The sequence below is a fragment of the Marinomonas sp. TI.3.20 genome (assembly GCF_038155025.1).
Classification (GTDB): Bacteria; Pseudomonadota; Gammaproteobacteria; order Pseudomonadales; family Marinomonadaceae; genus Marinomonas; species Marinomonas flavescens.
On the sequence record NZ_JBAKAS010000009.1, the window covers coordinates 20,914 to 39,638 of the forward strand.

General features: G+C 41.5%; 17 protein-coding genes. 8 read left to right on the forward strand and 9 right to left on the reverse strand.

The features are described 5' to 3' along the window. Positions 1–74 precede the first annotated feature (74 nt). A complete protein-coding gene (locus tag V6259_RS10540; protein ID WP_341584493.1) occupies positions 75–1,859 on the forward strand; it encodes an alpha-amylase family glycosyl hydrolase in 1,785 nt (594 codons plus the stop codon). A gap of 105 nt (positions 1,860–1,964) precedes the next feature. Here the strand turns inward: V6259_RS10540 and V6259_RS10545 are convergent, their stop codons facing one another. After that, positions 1,965–2,294 carry a DMT family transporter gene (locus V6259_RS10545; RefSeq protein ID WP_133010568.1) on the reverse strand — a complete coding sequence of 110 codons (330 nt, stop codon included), beginning with the start codon at positions 2,292–2,294 and terminating at the stop codon, positions 1,965–1,967. A gap of 12 nt (positions 2,295–2,306) precedes the next feature. Beyond that, positions 2,307–4,148 carry an ABC transporter ATP-binding protein gene (locus V6259_RS10550; RefSeq protein ID WP_341584494.1) on the reverse strand — a complete coding sequence of 614 codons (1,842 nt, stop codon included), beginning with the start codon at positions 4,146–4,148 and terminating at the stop codon, positions 2,307–2,309. A gap of 298 nt (positions 4,149–4,446) precedes the next feature. Here V6259_RS10550 and V6259_RS10555 point away from each other — a divergent pair, with 298 nt between their 5' ends. The 4 genes from V6259_RS10555 to V6259_RS10570 all read left to right on the forward strand — a co-directional run bounded on the left by V6259_RS10555 (position 4,447) and on the right by V6259_RS10570 (position 7,259). Next, on the forward strand, positions 4,447–5,643 hold the full coding sequence (locus tag V6259_RS10555; protein WP_133010566.1) for a Bcr/CflA family multidrug efflux MFS transporter: 1,197 nt from the start codon (positions 4,447–4,449) through the stop codon (positions 5,641–5,643). Between the two features lie 54 nt (positions 5,644–5,697). Further along, positions 5,698–6,048, forward strand: coding sequence for a HopJ type III effector protein (locus tag V6259_RS10560; protein WP_341584495.1), 351 nt, complete (start codon positions 5,698–5,700; stop codon positions 6,046–6,048). Positions 6,049–6,158: 110 nt separating this feature from the next. Beyond that, positions 6,159–6,980, forward strand: a complete 822-nt coding sequence (locus tag V6259_RS10565; protein WP_341584496.1) for an HAD family hydrolase — start codon at positions 6,159–6,161, stop codon at positions 6,978–6,980. A 120-nt stretch (positions 6,981–7,100) separates the two neighbouring features. Beyond that, positions 7,101–7,259: a hypothetical protein gene (locus V6259_RS10570; RefSeq protein WP_341584497.1), complete on the forward strand. Its 159-nt coding sequence runs from the start codon at positions 7,101–7,103 to the stop codon at positions 7,257–7,259. 64 nt (positions 7,260–7,323) lie between these two features. Here V6259_RS10570 and V6259_RS10575 read toward each other — a convergent pair whose 3' ends face one another. Then, entirely contained in the window at positions 7,324–8,817 is a 1,494-nt protein-coding gene (locus V6259_RS10575; RefSeq protein ID WP_341584498.1) for a TyrR/PhhR family helix-turn-helix DNA-binding protein, read from the reverse strand. 35 nt (positions 8,818–8,852) lie between these two features. Beyond that, positions 8,853–10,079: an ROK family transcriptional regulator gene (locus V6259_RS10580; RefSeq protein WP_341584499.1), complete on the reverse strand. Its 1,227-nt coding sequence runs from the start codon at positions 10,077–10,079 to the stop codon at positions 8,853–8,855. A gap of 172 nt (positions 10,080–10,251) precedes the next feature. On the opposite strand from V6259_RS10580, the gene V6259_RS10585 reads away from it, so the two are divergent. Both V6259_RS10585 and V6259_RS10590 read left to right on the forward strand, forming a co-directional pair. After that, positions 10,252–11,448 (forward strand): AGE family epimerase/isomerase, encoded by a 1,197-nt coding sequence (locus tag V6259_RS10585; RefSeq protein WP_341584500.1) that lies wholly within the window; start codon positions 10,252–10,254, stop codon positions 11,446–11,448. An 81-nt stretch (positions 11,449–11,529) separates the two neighbouring features. After that, entirely contained in the window at positions 11,530–12,483 is a 954-nt protein-coding gene (locus V6259_RS10590) for a LysR family transcriptional regulator (protein ID WP_133010560.1), read from the forward strand. Between the two features lie 142 nt (positions 12,484–12,625). On the opposite strand, the gene can is transcribed toward V6259_RS10590, so the two are convergent. From can to V6259_RS10615, 5 genes are all read right to left on the reverse strand, one after another. Beyond that, a complete protein-coding gene (gene can, locus V6259_RS10595) occupies positions 12,626–13,258 on the reverse strand; it encodes a carbonate dehydratase (protein ID WP_133010559.1) in 633 nt (210 codons plus the stop codon). Continuing rightward, on the reverse strand, positions 13,248–14,111 hold the full coding sequence (locus V6259_RS10600; protein ID WP_341584501.1) for a putative RNA methyltransferase: 864 nt from the start codon (positions 14,109–14,111) through the stop codon (positions 13,248–13,250). Before V6259_RS10600 ends, can begins: the two co-directional genes overlap by 11 nt. A gap of 133 nt (positions 14,112–14,244) precedes the next feature. After that, positions 14,245–16,260 carry a putative bifunctional diguanylate cyclase/phosphodiesterase gene (locus V6259_RS10605; protein ID WP_341584502.1) on the reverse strand — a complete coding sequence of 672 codons (2,016 nt, stop codon included), beginning with the start codon at positions 16,258–16,260 and terminating at the stop codon, positions 14,245–14,247. 62 nt (positions 16,261–16,322) lie between these two features. Beyond that, positions 16,323–17,162, reverse strand: coding sequence for a DUF1853 family protein (locus tag V6259_RS10610; RefSeq protein ID WP_341584503.1), 840 nt, complete (start codon positions 17,160–17,162; stop codon positions 16,323–16,325). A gap of 5 nt (positions 17,163–17,167) precedes the next feature. Further along, complete coding sequence (locus V6259_RS10615; RefSeq protein WP_341584504.1) at positions 17,168–17,515, reverse strand: YqcC family protein; 348 nt, start codon at positions 17,513–17,515, stop codon at positions 17,168–17,170. Between the two features lie 100 nt (positions 17,516–17,615). Here V6259_RS10615 and V6259_RS10620 point away from each other — a divergent pair, with 100 nt between their 5' ends. Next, a complete protein-coding gene (locus tag V6259_RS10620) occupies positions 17,616–18,683 on the forward strand; it encodes a DUF3549 family protein (RefSeq protein ID WP_341584505.1) in 1,068 nt (355 codons plus the stop codon). The last annotated feature ends 42 nt before the right edge of the window (positions 18,684–18,725 follow it).

An 18,725-nucleotide genomic window follows, 5' to 3' on the forward strand; every position in this document is an offset into this window, starting at 1 on the left:
TCACAACAGTACCAAGTTCTGTTAAATAACAGGACTTGGATTTCCTTTTTCAAATTTATTACAGGTAGGTTGTCATGGAAAATGCTGCGCCCTCTCAATTAGAACAACGACTTATGGCTCATTTGCAAACCTTGTACCCTAATTATGATGCAAGTGAACTTGCCCGCACCTGCCTTGCGAGGTTTAACCTTGACCCAAAAACAGAGTCCCCACGACCCCATCTAAATTTATGGGATCAATCCGACATTATGCTTATCACCTACGCAGATACCTTGCGCACTGAAGGTGAAGCACCATTAGCAACCCTGCAAAAGTTTATCAAAAACAAATTAACCGACTGTATTTCTGCGGTTCATTTATTGCCATTTTTCCCTTACAGCTCTGATGATGGTTTTAGTGTGATGGATTACACCACGGTAAACCCTGCCTCTGGCCGTTGGGGGCATATTTCAGAAATTGCCAAAGATTTTAAAGTAATGGGAGACTTAGTCATCAACCATTGCTCTAGCCGAAGCATGTGGTTTGAAAACTACAAAGCAGGCGTTAATCCAGGCGCAACGTTTTTTTATGAAGCCGACCCTAATGCCGATTTAAGCGCGGTCATTAGACCAAGAACATCCCCTTTATTGCGCGAAGTACAAACCAAAAATGGCGAAAAACATGTTTGGTGTACCTTCAGTCATGACCAAGTTGATCTGAACTTTGAAAACCCAGACGTACTCTTAGAGTTTCTCGGTATTATCCGTTTATATCTAGAAAAAGGCATTCGTTGGTTCCGTCTGGATGCGGTCGCTTTTTTATGGAAAATACCCGGCACGCCGTGCATCAACCTACCACAAACTCATGAAATGATTCGTTTATTGCGCTTAATGATCGAGCATTACGCGCCGGACTCCGTGATCATTACTGAAACCAATATTCCGAACCAAGAAAATCTGACCTACTTTGGTAACGCCAACGAAGCGCATTTAATTTACAACTTTTCTTTACCTCCGTTGCTTATTAACAGCTTAATTACGGGGAATTGCGCGCATCTCAAGCAATGGCTCATGTCTATGCCTCCAGCCCAGCAGGGGACGACTTATCTAAACTTTATCGCCTCTCATGACGGTATCGGTTTACGCCCTACGGAAGGCCTCTTATCTGAATGGGAGCTGGAAACACTGATCAATACCATGAAGCGCTTTGGCGGTCGTTTAAGCTCTAGAACCACACCACAAGGCGAGGCCAAGCCTTACGAAATAAACATTAGCTTATGGAATGCTTTGTCTGGTTCGGTACAGCAAGGACCGGATCAATGGCAGTTTGCACGCTTTATGTGTGCTGCTGGGGTAATGATGTCATTAGAAGGTGTTCCGGCCTTTTATATTCACAGCTTCTTTGGCACAGAAAACGATAATGAGCGTGTAGATAATACTGGTCAGTTCCGCTCCATTAATCGTCACATTTGGCAAATGGACGATTTAGAACACGCGCTAAACACGCCAACACATCATCAGAAAGTATTTAATGGGCTATCGCGTTTAACACAAATTCGTCGGGCTCAAACGTCTTTCCATCCTAATGCTACGCAATATGTACTGCACATGGGTGACAATCTATTTGCTTTCTGGCGCCAAAGTTTAGATCGACGCCAAAGCTTATTTGCAGTGTACAACATGACGGATCAGCCGCAGAGTTTTAACTTGTCAGAGCTTAACTTGATTGCTACCGACGATTGGAGAGATTTGATCACCGATCAAATTTATGAAGATCATTTAGCAACAGTCACGCTTATGCCTTATCAATTTGTTTGGCTTGCCAATAAAATAGGTAAGGTCAAACTTACTCAGCCTACCAGCAGTAATACTCAGTCGTAAAGCGTCCCACTCTCGGCATACTTTGCACTGATAACACCCAAATTTAAGTATAAACGCGGCCAAAGCCGCGTTTATACTGTTTTTTAGGTTCTGCTTACAACAACGCTAATGACTCACTGATTTAGAAAACAAATTAATCACCACGACTCCGGCAACAATAAAACTCATCCCTAACCAAGCGGCTAAATCCAGTTTCTCATTAGCAAATAAATAACCAAACAACGAAATCAGTACAACCCCCAATCCGGACCAAATAGCATAAGCAATCCCTGTGGGCATTGCTCGCATCACAATTGTCAGCAAATACAATGAAACAACATAACCAATCACAGTAATAGAACTGGGCACCAATCGAGTAAAAGAGTCCGATGCTTTCAGTGCCGTGGTGGCAATCACTTCACACAAAATCGCCACACATAAAATCAAATACGTCATATTACTCACTCGCTATAAAATAATGTCTTCCGCTAAGAATCCACCGGTTTGATGGGACCAGAGTTTGGCATAAATACCACCACGCTGGATTAACTCTTCATGAGTACCTTGTTCAGCGATTTCACCGCTATCCAACACTATTAAACGATCCATAGCCGCAATAGTAGACAGCCGATGGGCGATCGCAATCACAGTTTTACCTTCCATTAATCGGTAAAGACTTTCTTGAATAGCCGCTTCCACTTCAGAGTCGAGCGCCGAGGTGGCTTCATCCAAAACAAGTAAAGGAGCATCTTTTAGCAGCACTCGCGCAATGGCAATACGCTGACGCTGACCACCTGACAATTTAACGCCACGTTCACCGACCATGGCATCGTATCCTGCATTGCCAAAAGAATCTGTTAGCGTTTGAATGAAATCATGCGCTTCGGCTTGTTTTGCCGCCGCGATCATTTCTTCTTCACTGGCATCAGGACGACCATAAAGTAAATTTTCGCGTACCGTACGGTGCAATAAAGACGTGTCTTGCGTCACCATACCAATATTGGCTCGTAAGGTATCTTGTTGCACTTGGGTGATGTCTTGATCGTCAATCAAAATACGACCTGATTCAATATCATGAAACCGCATCAGCAAATTCACAATCGTTGATTTACCTGCACCAGAGCGGCCCACCACACCGATTTTCTCACCTGATTTTATGGACAAATTCAGGTTTTCGATAACTTTGCTGTCTTGTCGACCGTAATGAAAATGCACCTGCTCGAAGCGAATATCACCTTGCTTAACCAGTAATGGCTTAGCCCCCTCTTTGTCTTGAATTTGCAGTGGTTTGGATAACGTTTTCATGCCATCGGTTACCATACCGATATTCTCAAACAGCGAACTCACTTCCCACATAATCCATTGCGCCATGCCGTTTATTCGCAAAGATAAGCTGACCGCAATAGCAATCGCACCAATACTTATTTGGCCATATGTCCAAAGTAAAATAGCCACCCCAGCCACACTAAATGCCAGCACATAGTTACACACTTGCACGCCCACATTGAGCCCAGTTACCAAACGCATCTGCTGGTGAACCGTCTCTAAAAATCCATCCATTCCCTCTTTTGCATAACTGGCTTCGCGTTGAGTATGAGAAAACAGTTTTACTGTCGATGCATTAGTGTAGCTGTCTACAATACGACCCGTCATAGTAGAGCGCGCATCCGCTTGTTTCGTAGACACTCGTTTTAATCTAGGAACAAAATAGAACTGCAAAGCAATATAAATACCCAGCCAAACCAGCATCGGCAGCATTAGCCGATAATCTGCCTTGGCGATCAACACCAGCATGGAGGTGAAATACACCACGATATAAACTAAAACATCGAGTAATTTCATGACACTCTCGCGAACGGCTAACGAGGTTTGCATGACTTTGGTCGCCACTCGCCCAGCAAAATCATCTTGAAAGAAGGTGACACTTTGCTTAAGCACATAACGGTGTGCCAACCAACGTATGCGCATTGGGTAATTACCCAATAAGGTTTGATGAATAATGGCAGAATGCAAAAATGTCACCACTGGCATGACTAACAGCACCATTAAGGCCATGCCCAGTAAATGCGTCCCTTCTTCGGCAAAAAAAGTTTTAGGATTTTTCTCCACCAGCCAATCAACCAACTGCCCCATGAAACTGAACAAGGTCACTTCCAACATCGCAATGACTGCAGTAAGGACTGACATTAAGATTAAAGGAACTTCAACACCTTTTGAATAATATCGACAGAATGCATACAGCGTACTTGGCGCCTGAAAAGGCTCAGTATCAGGATAAGCTTCTATCCATCTTTCAAAAAAACGTAACATAACATTCCTTAGTAATTAGAGAGACGCCTCGAAATACGTGTTTAAAAGACACGCGAATTTCAGACGCTGATACAACAAGCGAATCAATTTATTTTTAATCTAACAGCAATAGAGTGAATAATATCGAAAGACAGCTAACAAAAGACGAAAGTAAGCAAACAATCAGTTTGCTTTCGTACTATTTGCACAATTAACAATCCACAGCCGATCATAAATGATTATAATTATCCCTGCATACATGGCGGATTTTTAATCAATTTTCCATCTCCAATTAATCTCATATTTTCGTTGAACCTATATGAAGCTAACTCTTCCCGTTATTCTTGTTCTTGGCTTATTATCAGGCTTAACACCTCTGGCAATAGACGCTTATTTACCCAGTATTCCATCCATAGCGAAAGACCTAAACACTGAAATAAGTTTGGTGCAGATGACTCTCAGTATGTATTTGATTGTCTTTGCTGTATTACAGCTTATTTTTGGCCCGCTTTCTGACGCTATTGGCCGCCGTAAAGTGGTGCTTAGTGGCCTTGGCTTCTTTTGTTTGGGCAGTATTATTTGTGCCTGCGCCCTAAATTATGAAATGTTAATTATTGGGCGCGCTATTCAAGCCGTCGGTGGGGCTGCTGTTGCTGTCAGTATTCCTGCGCTCGTCAAAGATAAAATGTCGACAAATCAATTTGCTAAAGCCATGTCTCTAGTAATGTTGACCATGTCTTTGGCTCCCCTTGTCGCGCCTATTTTAGGCGGTGCTATTCTGGTATTTTTAAATTGGCACTTTATCTTTGTCTTTCTCGCGATTATCTCAGCAATTGGCGCCGTCCTGTTTATTCGAACCATTCCTGAAACGCTGCACAAAGACCACCGTAAACCTTTGTCACTGTCTGGTGCCTTGCGTAATTATTACACGCTGTTAAAAAATCCAACGGTAATGGGATACATAGCGGCAGGCTCTTTTCATTTTGCGGGCATGATGTGTTTTATCACCGGTTCTTCTTATGTTTATATTGAACTCTACGATGTAAAACCTTCTCATTTTGGTTTTATATTCGCGTTAAACGTTATCGGCATGATGACAGCAACCACAATTAATAGCCGCATAGTGGAAAAAGTAGGCGTTGACAGTCTCATTAAATACGCTATTTCCATTCTCTTATGCGCTTCTATTAGCATGATTGTTATTAGTTTTTTCACTAAGCCACCGCTCGCAGTCATTGTTATCGCTTGCATATTTTTTATGGGCTCTATCGGCATACTTGGTAGTGGGTTTATGGCTGGTGCGATGCGAAATGCAGGTGATCATAATGGCAGTGTTGCGGCACTTGCAGGCTCTTTTCGTTTTTCTTCCGGTGCGTTAAGTGGTGTTGCGGTCAGTGTTTTTCATACCGGCACCTTTGCGCCTATGCTACTAATTATGGCGTTCTGTGGGATTTCTGCTTTTATTACGTATCAGCTTGTAAGTCGTCGATTCGAACCCGCTGTAAACAAACATTAATACTTTAATTTATAAAACCATTGATACTGCCTTGTTACTTAAAATGGAGCTCCTATGTTAAACAGCGAAACACTTTTAGCGAAATTAAAAGACTCACCACAACAGGTTCAATTTAAAGACGTCATTAGTGTCATTGAGACTGAGTACGATTTTACTCCTACTGACTTTTCTAATGGCCAACAAGCGAATGCCAAAAATGAAAACAATGGCTCTTGTAAAATTTTTTCCTTTGCGGCGCTTAACCAATTAAACCAAGAAGAAACGCTTCAGTTATTTGGTGATTTTTATCGTGTAGATGTACTGCAAAATCCAACAGCAAATGATCACCAAAACATCCGCCAATTTATGATTTCTGGCTGGAAAGGCATTACCTTTCAATCCCCTGCTCTGGTTAAAAAAGCCTAATAAAAAGCAGACTGGTCGACCTTGACGAGTCTGCTTTTCCACCTCCCCTTAGCGCTTCCTTCGTAAGACAAAATACGCTAGTGTTATGTCGTCTTAAAGGTGAGGTAATTATGGATTTATTAGCATTTGATTTAGACGGCACCTTATTGAACCGTCAGCAACGTCTTTCAGAATACACTTGCGACACCCTAAGACGCTTAGACGCGGCCGGTATTGCTTATACCGTGGCGACAGGCAGGACGCACTTTGCAGCCAAACCCTGCATTGCTGATCACGATTTCCCTCATTGGCAGATTTTTAAAAATGGTGTTGAATGGTGGAACCCTCAGGATAACTCCTATCGCCATCAAAACTTTCTCACACCAGATTTAATCACCGAGACCCTATTGGCATTTGCTGATCATCAAGTTACTCCGTTTGTTTTTTGTTTAGATCCAGATGGCTCACATAAGGTGTATCACGCACCTCTAAATGGTGATTTAAGTGACCATATCGCCAATGAGTTAGGTGCGCATGATCAGCTCAGCTTACACCCCATTGAGCAACTTTCTTCTGATGCCATTATTACTAATATTAGCGCCATGGGGCGACCTGACATGGTAGAGAGCCTTGTCTCTGATTGCCAAAAACACAACCATCTTACTGCCTATTCTGGTGGTGGCATTTATACAGCAGACGCCTACTGGCTAGACATTCATCACAGTAATGCTTGTAAAGGCTCTTCTTTGATGGAACTAAAAACGCAAATGGGTGCCCAACGAGTGATCGTGTTTGGTGATGGCGACAATGATTTGTCTATGTTTGAAGCATCTGATGAAGCTTTTGCGACAGAAAACGCACTTGAACATGTAAAAGAAGCCGCTAATAGCGTTATTGGTCATCATGATGAAGATGGCGTAGCGCGTTATTTAAGGAAAAGGTACGACCTTTAAGGCAGAAAGCTTGCTATAAATGAAATCGCCCCCATTTACTTAAATACAACAAAATGGACTTTACCCAGCCAGCATAATGGCCCATGATAGATTTAAGAAGAATAAGTTTGGAGAGACACTATGTTTGAATTTTTACTTTTCATTGCTGCTTGTACTGCGATTGCGGTTCTGGTCGTTAATGTGCAGAAACTTGCCTCTCAACCAAAGGTGAAACTGCAGCCAATCAAAATTGAACGCGAAACACCTCGAAAAAAAGTACCGACTCGTCGTCCATACTAAGACTTGTTCTTAATTATTTTTAAGCCATTTATCGCCTGATAAGTGGCTTTTCTATGCTTCCAGCTTAACTAATCCCATATTCTTTGAGTTTATTCGCGATAGCGCTATGACTTATTCCAACGGCTTTTGCTAAACGACGTGTGCTCGGGTTCTCAGGGTACAGCGCCTTTAGCAAACTCGCTTCAAACTGCTTAACTGTTTTATCTAGGGATCCATCCACCAACTCTAGAGACATAGTGCCACTATCTCCAGGTAATCTAATGTTTTCTGGTACCCACGTATTTAACTTATTCAGATTTAACGTTTGTAAACAGATATTTTGTAGCTCTTTTAAATTTCCGGGCCAAGAATAAAGAGACATTTTAAGCAGGGCTCCTTTGGAAATTTTCGGCATAGAAATAACGTAACGCTCCGCATAAAAAAGCACTGTTTGCTGAATTAAACCCGCTAAGTCTTCACGGCGCTCTTTTAATGAAGGAACATATAAAAACAAACTTGATAAAGCGAAATATAGCGCGGGATTCAATCCGTCATGCGCAATAAGCTGCGGCTCTTTTTGGGTCGTTAACGACACGACTCGACACGCACAATCAAAGCTAGTTGAAAATTCTGGATGTCGGTTCAACCAGTTAGCGAGCGATACTTGCACATCCGCTTGCAAATATTCGACGTCTTCAATCACGAGCCAACCATTAAACTGATCTAATTTGGCAATGTCCTTGATGGTGATATCACGAGCATGTCGAATGGTTATTTGACTATCTCGATCAACTTGTTCTTTTTGCCAGTGTTGAAACAAGGCCCGCACTAAATCTCTTTTACCCGTACCAATTTCTCCCTGAATAAGTAAAGGCTCCACCATATTCGTAAATGCCTTAGCGCGATTTAACATACTTCGCATTGCCGCACTTTTTATAACATCTGGTACAAAATATTTTCCTAGATGATTTTCTGCGTCCGGAACTTGTTTAAAATTAGCCGCCTGTCGGTCTAAACGAGCCTGCGACTTTAAATGAATAACACTTCCCGCCGGATTTTCACTCCCATATTCATCCGGTACAAAGATAGGTTTCATCTCAAGTAACAACGCCTTGTTACGAATACGGATACGCTTACTCACTCCATTAACAATGTCATCCCAAGTAACTTTGGCAAAGCTCACCCCCTTGATAAACTGCTGCAAAGGTCGGTGTAATAAATCTGCGATATCAACACCCAAATCTTGCGCTGCCAACTCTGTTGCCATCGTAATGACACCCTTCAGATCAACAGCAATCACACCATCAGGCAAGGCTTCTAGCAGTGTGTATAAGGAATTATGCTCGCGCTCAGAAGGTGTAAACATCACTCTTTTTACATCTTCTACACCTTCCAAACGACGCAATTCACCAAGCAGTTGCTGTAGCGTTGCAAAAGTAATATCTGGAAAACCACAATAGATACAATGATGTTTTGTGTCGGCTTCGATTAAGCGAATGTCTATGTGATGAGGAACAAAAATATCCAGTACTTCTCGCACCATGCCAATACGATCTTCACACTGTATTTCTAATCTCATGATATTCTCTTAACAGGTTTAAATTTAATCATAACCTAGACACTCGTTGACAAGGGTCGCTTGAGTGAAGGTGAAGAACTTAACAAAAGTAGCTCTTTTTGTGGGGAAAAGGTCTCATAAAGAGGCAGTACCGCAGCACCAAGGATCACCGCGACTGAATCCGCATGGGCAGAACAAATCTCTGGTACAGGTAAGACACTCTGCTGAACAAGAACCGATTGAATAGCATCAATCAACTTGCTCTGAACAACGTCAGGTAAGCGACCACCGACAACAATGGCTTCTGGGTCATATAAGGCGATGACCGCACTTAGCGCTGGTTGTATTTCAAATGCCACTTCTTGAGTCCATTGCATAATAACGCTTTGATTTTCTGTTTTATTCCAATCATCACCTTGCGGCCAGACTATCGACAACGCATTAAAAAAACGTTTTAACGAGGATATTGAGAGCGCTTCTAGTATCCATTTCCCATGTTTGCCCGTCGCTGTCGGAATCAAACCAAAGCTACCGGCTTTTCCATGCGCTCCAGAGTAACACTCTCCATCAGTGACAATACTGCCACCACAGGCAATACTGACGAACAAGTAGAAAAAATGTTTTCTTGGCACTCCAGTTGAAAATAGAAGCTCGCTGGTGGCCGCCGCTACGGCATCATTTTCCTTGTAACAGGGTAAACATGTTTGCTCACTAAGCCAGGTTTCAAAAGCCGGTGACTGCCAGTAAATCAATTCTGCTTGTAAGCCAACAAGATCTTCTCGCTGCTCAGTATTTGTGACTAAAGAGTCTAACCAAGCATCCATATAATCTGGTTTAGCCAAACCAATACCTTGAACTTTAGCCCAATCGTTTTGCAGCCTTGTTTTAACCTCAGAAATAAGTTCTTGAGCAATGTCTTTCGCAATTTTTTCCGTTGGAAAAGAAACCGTCCTTTCAAGAGATAATACACACTGACCGCTAAAATCAAGCAGTGCGGCACTAATATGGTCTCTATCTACGTTGATTCCCACCCCGTATGCACCTTGTTTATTAATGCTTAACTGTACCGATGGTTGACCTCGACGTCCTCTAACCTTGCCGTCAATCTTTAACAGCTCGCGCTCTAATAAAGAAGATGTGATGACAGAAATAGTTTGCGAACTCAATCCGGTTTGTTTGGCAATATGAACGCGAGACAGGCCTGGAGTTTGGCGAATCAATTGAAGAATGATGCGCTCATTATAAATACGACTCTGTTCTGAAGTACTACCGGATGATCTCATACACAACTGCTCTGTTATTAAGGGCGTAAAACTAACGATTTATTATTAATAAATCTAATTGATTTAATAATAAAAGGCGTTAGTATGCCATTGCATTCAATCTTATACATAACGAGATTTTAAAAATAAAAATTCAAATGCATTCCTATAATGCCCTAGCAAGGAAAACGCCATGAGCTACCTTCCAGACTTTCGCTCAACTGTTTTTTTAGATCAGCACATCAAATCGACCATGGATTTTTACCATCCGAATTGCATTGATCAGAACGGTGGTTTTTATCATTTTTTCAAAGATAATGGCGACATTTACGATCATGATACTCGCCATCTCGTCAGCAGTACTCGCTTTGCGTTTAATTACGCAAAGGCCTACCTAAATGAAGGCAAAAGCGAGTATTTAGAAGCCACTCGACATGGTTTGGCTTACTTACGCGAGCGTCATAAGCGTGATAATGGCGGTTACGTTTGGCTACTCAGCAAAGACGAAAACCTAGATGAAACCAACCACTGCTATGGTTTAGCGTTTGTCTTATTAGCCTATTCCACCGCCTACAAGGCCGGTATTGAGGAAGCCAAACCTTGGATTGCCGAAACCTTCGCGTTAATGGAAAGTCACTTCTGGGACGCCAAGTTCGAGCTGTATAAAGATGAGATTTCAGCCGATTGGCAAACCGTGTCACCATACCGTGGACAAAACGCTAACATGCACAGCTGTGAAGCACTGATCGCGGCGTTTGATGCCACTCAAGAACAACAATACCTAGATCGTGCATTACGCATTGCAGAAAATATTTGTCAGCGACAAGCCGCTCTGAGTAAGGGACAAATTTGGGAACATTACACTACAGAATGGGAAATTGATTGGGAATACAATAAACAAGACCCTAGAAACCTGTTCCGCCCTTGGGGTTTCCAGCCAGGACATCAAACTGAATGGTCTAAGTTATTGCTGCTAATCCAACAACGCAAACCACAAGATTGGCTAGTGCCAAAGGCCGTATCTCTTTTTGAGTTCGCCTGGTCTCAGTCTTGGGATGATAACAACGGCGGGCTATGCTACGGCTATGATACCGCAGGCAATGTCTGCGATGGTGACAAGTACTTTTGGGTACAAGCGGAATCCTTTGCGGCGGCGGCCATGCTCGCTTTAGAAACAAAAGAAGAACGCTACTGGCAGCGCTATGAGTCACTGTGGCAATACAGCTGGCAACACATGATTGATCATGAGTTTGGCGCTTGGTTCCGAATTTTACATCAAGACAACCGCGCCTACGACGATTGCAAAAGCCCAGCCGGAAAAACGGATTACCACACCATGGGCGCCTGCTATGAAGTAATAGAACAGCTTAATAAAACCAACTCAAACTAACGGCAATATTGAGGCTCATCGTTCTATTCATTGATAAAATGCAGTATGATGCAGCCCAATGCTAATCGACATGAGCCCCTTATGCAGTTAGATAAAATAGATCTTAACTTACTTCGTTATTTAGACTCTCTTTTACGAGAGCAAAATGTCACTCACGCGGCTAATCAGCTCGGTATTACCCAACCAGCTATGAGCAATGGCCTACGACGATTAAGAGATCTGTTTCACGACCCTTTATTGGTTCGTACTAGCGATGGCATGATGCCTACTGCTCTGTCTATACAATTACAGCCTCGCGTACAGCGCATTCTACAATCTGTCGATGAAGTACTTCATCTGGGTCAAAGCTTTGAGGCAGAATCCAGCTCTCGCGTGTTTCGAATTATGGCCAGCGATTACGCTGAAGCAACACTGATTCCGCCTTTAATGAAGAAACTACAAAGCGAAGCACCAAACGTCATTCTTGACGTCATGAATCCAAGCGACGTGAGTTTTCACGATGTAGAAAAAGGCAAAGTCGACTTAGTGATCAACCGCTTTGAAACGCTGCCACAGTCGTTTCATCAGAAATCCGTCTGGGTAGACCGCTTCTCTTGCTTAGTGCCTGCCAATTCAGACATCGCGAAAAATTTCACCTTAGAAACCTATCTTGCGTCTCCCCATGTGTGGGTGAGTAAGACCGGCTTTGGTGTTGGTGTTGGCATTCAACCTGAAGAAGTTCAAAAACTGGGTTGGGTAGACAGCTCTCTCGCGGATTTAGGCTATAAACGCAACATCCGATTATTTACTCGAAACTACAATGTCGCAATGAGGGCAACTGAGCAACTCGGTCTTATTGCAACACTACCATCGTTAGCGACCAAACTAATGGAGGGTAATAAAAACGTGATTGTGCTACCACCGCCTTTTGATATTCCACCGGTGGAACTAAAGATGCTTTGGAGCCCTTTATTACAACATGATCCCGGCCATATTTGGATAAGATCCACCATTGCTGGTTGTGCGAGAGCCATTGCAGAAAATCATAGTCTATAGAATACATTGGCTTTCTTCTTTAAAAGAAGAAATGTTGGCACTTAATCTGTAAGTGATTAATCTGTAAGTAACAATATAAAAAAACGAGCATGATGAATGCTCGTTTTTTTATATCTAAATATTATGTATTAGTAAGTACTATCTATAACTCATTAAGCTTATTTTTAGCCGCTTCTACATTTGAAAGCGTTGTTTCAAGGTCCGTCACAAAACCATTTTTAATGCTGTAACACCAACCATGTACATGCAGCTCTTGCCCACTCTTCCAAGCATTTTGAACGATACTACTTTGTGCAACATGAGAGACTTGCTCCATTACATTCAATTCGCACATCCGATCATAACGCTGATGATTATCTTCAATACTGTCTACTTCTTGCTTATGAAGACGATACACATCTTTAATATGGCGCAACCAATTATCAACCAAACCAAGCTCATCGGCGTCCATCGCAGCCTGAATGCCACCACAACCGTAATGACCAACAACCATAATGTGTTTAACTTTCAGTACATCAACGGCGAATTGAATAACAGATAAGCAGTTAAGATCAGTATGAACAACGACATTGGCTATATTTCGATGTACAAAAACTTCACCCGGAAGTAAATCAACAATTTGGTTGGCGGGCACACGGCTGTCTGCACAGCCAATCCACAAATATTCTGGCTTTTGCTGCTGAGACAATGTCTCAAAAAAAGTAGGGTCATCTTTGTTAACTTTTTCAGCCCATTCTCTATTTTTCTGAAAAAGATGATTCAAACTATTCGGCATTATGATCTCCCTCTATCGTTTTTTGATACCAACGAAAATTAATGTTTGCAGTTAAATTTAGTGTGCTTAATTTTTTCACCGCTTCCTTCCCCTCATAAGAGGCTTTGTGTATATGCGGTGTCATACATAAGAGGTGCTGTATTTCATCTTGCGAATTCAAAGTAAACGGATAATGAAGCGAGCTTTCTTTAACCAGCTTAAAACCGTCAACACCGCTACTGTGCGTTTCTTTAAAGGGGTGTATGCTTGGATAAAGGATTTGACGCAACTCGATTAGATGATCTTCACCGGACTCAACCAGCAATAGATAGCCTCGCTCAGAAAGCGTTCGATGAAATTCACTAAACACCGGAAAACCAAACAAACATAGCACCACATCCAAGCAAGCATCTGGCATGGGCAAGCTTGCGTTACTGCCCACTATCCAAGTGGTCTCTTTGTCTCGCTTACTGGCCGCGGCGACTGCCCATTTTGAAATATCTAAACCTAAACGATGTGTCTTTAACTCCTGCTTTTTAAACTCATCAGCTAAATGGTGAAGATAATATCCTTCGCCACATCCGGCATCTAAAATACGACAAGCGGCGCTTCCAGTAAAATCATCAGGCCACTGGTCAATAATATTTTTGACTACAGGAAAGTAATGACCAAGATTTAAAAAGAACTGTCGGTAAGAAACCATGTCCTTACTGTCGCCAGGGTCTTTGGAACGCTTATTTTGGACTGGCAATAGATTGATATAACCCGATTTGGCTATATCAAAGGAGTGTCCGTGAGCACAGACCAAACTTCGCTCTTGAAGGCTCAGCGGTAATCTGTCAATTGGGCAGGAGAGATGTTCAAACGTTGGCAAAATATTTCCGATGAATATAATTTTGCATTATTTTATGGGGATATCGCCTTATTAACAAGTCAACTAACACTTAGAAAAACAAAAGCGTCTATATAGGACGGTATTTTACATATTGCCTACATAATATTAGCGCTTAATGAACAGCCAGCATTGATGCTTGCCCCATCACATTAATATTCATATAAGAGGAAAAGTCGCTATTACTCATCGGCCGGGCAAAAAGATAGCCTTGCACTTCTTCACACTTGTATCCATTAAGCACATCAATTTGCACTCGATTTTCTACCCCTTCCGCAATAACCTTTAAATTTAAGCTATTTGCCATTGCGATAGTGGCTTTAACAATGGCGTTATCGTCACTGTTTACCCCTAAATCATTGACGAAAGAACGGTCTATTTTTAACGTCTGTATAGGGAATTTTTTCAAGTATGCTAGTGAAGAATAACCTGTTCCAAAATCATCAATTGACAACGTCAGGCCCAGTTTTCGAAAAGCATGAAGTTTCTCAATCGTTTGCTGTGCATCCGCCATCAGCATACTTTCTGTTAATTCTAGTTCTAAATATTTTGGATCTACACCTGTTTCTTCTAGAATTTGGCCTACCATTTCCACAAGATCAGATTGCATAAACTGTCGACCAGATAAGTTAACGGACAAGTTAATAGGAGGAAAACCTTGCTCTCGCCATTCTTTTAACTGAAGACAAGCACGACGAAGAACCCATTCTCCCAAAGGAAGAATCAAGCCACTCTCTTCTGCTAAAGGGATAAATTCATCTGGGCTAATCATGCCTAATTCCGGATGCATCCAACGAATCAATGCTTCAGCACCAACCGTTACTTCATCTGACAAACGTATCTTAGGTTGGTAAAAAAGCTCAAATTGCTCTTCTTCTATTGCCTTACGAAGCCCTCCTCCCAAGGTTAAATGCGCTCGAATATTATCGTTCATATCACTCTCATAAATAGAATAAGAGTTATGACCAATGGATTTTGCCCGATACATAGCAGCATCCGCATTTTTTAGTAGATGATCAATATCCTCACCATGTTCTGGATAGCTGGCTATGCCCATACTGGCCGTAATCATCATTTCCATCTGAGAAACTGGATAAGGCTTAATTGAGTTTTTCATTATCATGTCAGCAATCGAAATCAAGTCATCTATTTCAGCATGCTCTTGAACAATAACAAACTCATCTCCTCCTAAACGGTATAAACACGCTTGTTGAGGTATTATGCTTTTAATTCTTTCAGCCACTTGCTGGATCAATTCATCACCAACTCTATGACTAAATGTATCATTCACCACTTTAAAACAGTCTAAATCGAAATATAAAACACCGAATTTTAAATTTCTTTTACGAGCATTCACTAAAGCGCCTTCTAACTGACTATAGAGCAAATTTCGGTTAGGCAAATTCGTTAGAGAATCATAATTATTTAGTCGATAGAGCGCGACATCATGGTCTCTTTTCTCTTGAACATCATGAGTCAAAAGAAAAACCCTATCGCTCGACATTTGATAACACAGTTCTATTTGGTACCAGCGTATTCCACTTAACGTAGATAAGCGTATTTCTTGGGTTAATAATTCCTGCTCGGATAAAGACGCCATAATGCTATGCACGGCACTAGAGACAACAAAAAGGTCTTCTATTTTTTCCACTTCACCAAATATTTTCTTAAAACTTTCATTTACTTCAACGCGACAACTCTGACCATCAAAAATAGCCATTGGTAATGTTTTAAAGCGCTTAATTGTTTCAAAAGAAGACCAAGCTAGATCCAAAGATTTATTAACAGTCACTTGGCTCGGCTCTCGTATTTTCGCCTTGACTGAAACACCTTTGCTATCACCGCCTAGAGAAATCAATGTACCAATACATTCACAGTAATCTTTCGCTGTGGTTGAATGAGACCAACTAAAATTGAGTGTTGTGCCAATAGATTGATGTTGTGAAAACTGCTGAAGACGAAGTAACAGTTTTTCGTCCACTTTAAGCAATGAAAGGTCATCGATGCCAAAAAATCGGCTGAATAGCCACTTCGCATCTTGGTTACACCAAGAAATATTTGCGTGCTTAATATCAATAACCCAAGAAGGATTACTAACTTTACGGCTTAACAAGTTAGGACATTTTGTCATTCGATTTTCATTCTACTTCATACAGTGGAAGACGTATTTTAAATCCGCAACAAACTTGCTCATCACCAAGTATCAGGCACAACAAAAATACTATACTTAGGTGTTGATATAACTTCTTTAGATCCTTGCCACAAACATAAATATTTTGGGCGAGAATCAATGTTAAAATCTTCAATCAATTTTGTCGTAGATAGCGCGCAAGAACGAGTAAAGTTTTGTAATGACAACCAATGTGGCTTTTCTGCCAGCATAACACAAGGAAAATCGAAAAATAAAGCCTCCGCTTTAGAGGCATAAACCCATCCTCCAAACTGTGTGTTTTCAATCCGCTCAGCTACATTGCTACTATTATTTAAAGACAAGTACAATCGCCCATAAATTAACAAACAGGTTTTTATCGGACGGTCTTTTATAACATTTTGACACTGCGTTTTGGCACAATCAGTATCAAAAATGGTTAATTGATGACTCCTAGCGCGAGATACTTTTTGCCTCAAACTGTCGTTTTTATTAGGCCCAATCCAATGATCAGGGTAAAGGTCTGGCCGCTCCAAATAAAATTTAATGGCTACTTCAAATTGCAGCAACTCCCCTTCAGGGGTTTCCACCAGCATATCAATTTCACCTAGCGTTTTTCCTTGCTCTGAAATTTGCACATGTTCAAGAAGTACGGTTAGGGTAGAAAAATGCCGAATCGCAAACGAAAATAACACTTCAAAATAGCACCCTAGAAAATGTGACTTACAGGAGCGAACAACCTGCTCTAGAGACTCTGGAGCATCCGAAAGAGTCTGAAAATCTTCTTCCCATCCCTCTTTCCAGTATAAGGAAAGGTCAATATCACTCTCAATAAAGTGACCTTCCATAAGCCATAAAAGATCATTTATATAAGGAGAGTTCATACTCATTAGCCCTGATTTTGTCGATTCAAATGATCGTCAATATTATCAATCACCTTTACTATTCTGGATACATGGCCGTGGGAATAAAGCTTAAAGGCTTCAGCCGCCATCGGGGAAATTTGACAACGCGTTGGTAGAGTGGCGCCCGCCTCTAAAATACTTTTAAAGCGCTCAATCATGACAAACCTTAACCATTGTGAAAAATCCATGGTATCAATACAAAATGGCTCAACACTTGCCAATGCCTCTAAACTGGGTTGATCGCATTCCCAAACACCACACTCTCTTAAAGCAATTTCCAACTCTAACAACATGTCCGCTAAAACATAATGATTTTCGAACTCATTATTCAACCTGATTTCTCCAATAAAAAACGGTAATATGATGTAATATTTCTTTCATTATCACCATCTTAACTATGATGCTATTAATCAAATGAGTCTGTAATTTACCATGAAAAACATTGAATCGCTTTGTGATCTTTTTGAGCTAGTTGGCTGTGATGCCACCTTTTATGATCTTGGCCGGCATATTAGAAAAATCACTCCACAGCAAGTCATTCAGTTTGATAAAAAACAACAAGCTTACCCTTTCCCTTTTCGTCAATGCGCATGGCTGGCCTGTTTTTTAAAAAACAAAAATACCGACAAAAAAGAAGCCAGTGATACCGGTGTTATTTGGTTTATTAAACTGCCTCTAGATGAGACCGGCTGTTTAAATTTAGGAACACGGGATCATTTTATAAAGTCTATTGTCGATAAGATTATGAATAAGGGAGAAGCCACTGGCTTATCTGAAGCCCTCGAAGATAACCCATATGTCTACAAGCCAGATCAAGAGCGTATGGCAAGCTTCCATGCAATATTAGCGACCAATCTGAACGGGGCTCAATCTCAATATTTCCAGGATGTTGTGCAGTACTTATCAAATGAGATAATCGATGACGAAGAATGGCAAAAACTTGGTCTACAAGGCATTGCGGAATTAGCAGTTAAAATTCACGACACACGCTACTTAGCATTGGTTTCTCGCGCAATTAAGCAAGCACCAACGCCCTTTGTTAGCGCTCTTTGTCACGCCTTAGAACATGAAATATTACCCGCTGATTTGTCTTTAACCATTATAGATAAGCTACTTCAAGAACAAGATAGCTTAATGCAAGCCAGCTATATTAGAGCCTTATCCCGTACTGAATTGGATGACAATCTGTTACTGCCATTATTTGGAATACTAGGCAATCTAAACGAATGCTCAGACGAGCAGACTCACCCTATTGTTGCTCTTGCTGCAAAATGCCCTCATTGGCTAGCTAAGAGCCCTCAACTGCTAAGAATCATCATGGAAAAGCTGGCACATAGAGACGACGCATACGTGGCATTTAAGCATGTTTCCATTGAACTTAGCCACCAGCCAGAGACAAGACAACCATTATGGGATTTATTCAAAAGTGATCGCATAAGCCCACGTTTAGCACAGGCTGTAAGCCATTTATTTACGCAAACACCAACCTCGGTCCAATAAACGAACTTAGCCCGCAGCAAGTGTTTGCTGCGGGCCATTAAC

What these genes read in the sequence shown, in the direction of transcription:
- V6259_RS10550 (WP_341584494.1), bottom strand. Translation starts at nt 4,148, where the DNA reads ATGTTACGTTTTTTTGAAAGATGGATAGAAGCTTATCCTGATACTGAG.
- V6259_RS10570 (WP_341584497.1), top strand. Translation starts at nt 7,101, where the DNA reads ATGTTTGAATTTTTACTTTTCATTGCTGCTTGTACTGCGATTGCGGTT.
- V6259_RS10605 (WP_341584502.1), bottom strand. Translation starts at nt 16,260, where the DNA reads ATGACAAAATGTCCTAACTTGTTAAGCCGTAAAGTTAGTAATCCTTCT.
- V6259_RS10585 (WP_341584500.1), top strand. Translation starts at nt 10,252, where the DNA reads ATGAGCTACCTTCCAGACTTTCGCTCAACTGTTTTTTTAGATCAGCAC.
- V6259_RS10540 (WP_341584493.1), top strand. Translation starts at nt 75, where the DNA reads ATGGAAAATGCTGCGCCCTCTCAATTAGAACAACGACTTATGGCTCAT.
- V6259_RS10610 (WP_341584503.1), bottom strand. Translation starts at nt 17,162, where the DNA reads ATGAACTCTCCTTATATAAATGATCTTTTATGGCTTATGGAAGGTCAC.
- V6259_RS10580 (WP_341584499.1), bottom strand. Translation starts at nt 10,079, where the DNA reads ATGAGATCATCCGGTAGTACTTCAGAACAGAGTCGTATTTATAATGAG.
- V6259_RS10555 (WP_133010566.1), top strand. Translation starts at nt 4,447, where the DNA reads ATGAAGCTAACTCTTCCCGTTATTCTTGTTCTTGGCTTATTATCAGGC.
- V6259_RS10620 (WP_341584505.1), top strand. Translation starts at nt 17,616, where the DNA reads ATGAAAAACATTGAATCGCTTTGTGATCTTTTTGAGCTAGTTGGCTGT.
- V6259_RS10545 (WP_133010568.1), bottom strand. Translation starts at nt 2,294, where the DNA reads ATGACGTATTTGATTTTATGTGTGGCGATTTTGTGTGAAGTGATTGCC.
- V6259_RS10590 (WP_133010560.1), top strand. Translation starts at nt 11,530, where the DNA reads ATGCAGTTAGATAAAATAGATCTTAACTTACTTCGTTATTTAGACTCT.
- V6259_RS10560 (WP_341584495.1), top strand. Translation starts at nt 5,698, where the DNA reads ATGTTAAACAGCGAAACACTTTTAGCGAAATTAAAAGACTCACCACAA.
- can (WP_133010559.1), bottom strand. Translation starts at nt 13,258, where the DNA reads ATGCCGAATAGTTTGAATCATCTTTTTCAGAAAAATAGAGAATGGGCT.
- V6259_RS10565 (WP_341584496.1), top strand. Translation starts at nt 6,159, where the DNA reads ATGGATTTATTAGCATTTGATTTAGACGGCACCTTATTGAACCGTCAG.
- V6259_RS10575 (WP_341584498.1), bottom strand. Translation starts at nt 8,817, where the DNA reads ATGAGATTAGAAATACAGTGTGAAGATCGTATTGGCATGGTGCGAGAA.